General features: G+C 41.4%; 1 pseudogene. It reads right to left on the bottom strand.

Annotated elements, in window-relative coordinates:
* Window positions 1-476 (bottom strand): annotated as a pseudogene (locus tag LS74_RS10805) (hypothetical protein); the annotation flags it as partial.
* Window positions 477-631 lie beyond the last annotated feature (155 nt).

Genomic DNA, 631 nt, shown 5'->3' with positions numbered 1-631 from the left:
GCTTGTGGGCTTAAAGCATTAAGCTGCCTATTTAAGCTTGCCTCTGTTGCTAGTCCTTTATTATAGGCTTTGCGTGCTTTTTCCATAGCCATTCTTGCATTCATTACTTCTTTAGGACTACCACTGAGCGCAATATTGTTAAATCCTCTCTCAGCTAACTCATAGTTTGCTCTAAGCTGTCCTAAACCACCACTAGCGTTAAATGAACCTAGTTTATCCATATAAGCATTAGCACTAGATACAGCAGAAGCTGCATTTTTAGAATTAGCCGCTCTAGCAGCACCCATACCCATAGCATATCCAGATTCACTGCCTATCAACCCCATATTGGCTAAACCTTTACCCATAGCTCCACCGGGTAAAAACATAGCTGCAGCACCAGCTACTTGTCCAGCAGCCGCAACTCCAGAGCTAATAGCACCGTAGGTAGAAAGGCTGTTAAAAGGGAAAATCTCCAAGCAACACTTAACCAGCATTTAAGCAAAAAGAAATTACAATCCCCGAACATTAGTCAGTGGCTCCTTGTGCCACGCTAGTGATAAGACTTCTGAGATTCTCATCTATCAAATCTAAACAATCATCTAAAAACATCTCTATCTTATTTGGCATAACACCAAAGTAGAGTTTGTGT

The sequence above is a fragment of the Helicobacter magdeburgensis genome (genome assembly GCF_000765825.2).
GTDB lineage: Bacteria > Campylobacterota > Campylobacteria > Campylobacterales > Helicobacteraceae > Helicobacter_C > Helicobacter_C magdeburgensis.
This window is presented reverse-complemented; position numbering and strand designations above follow the sequence as displayed.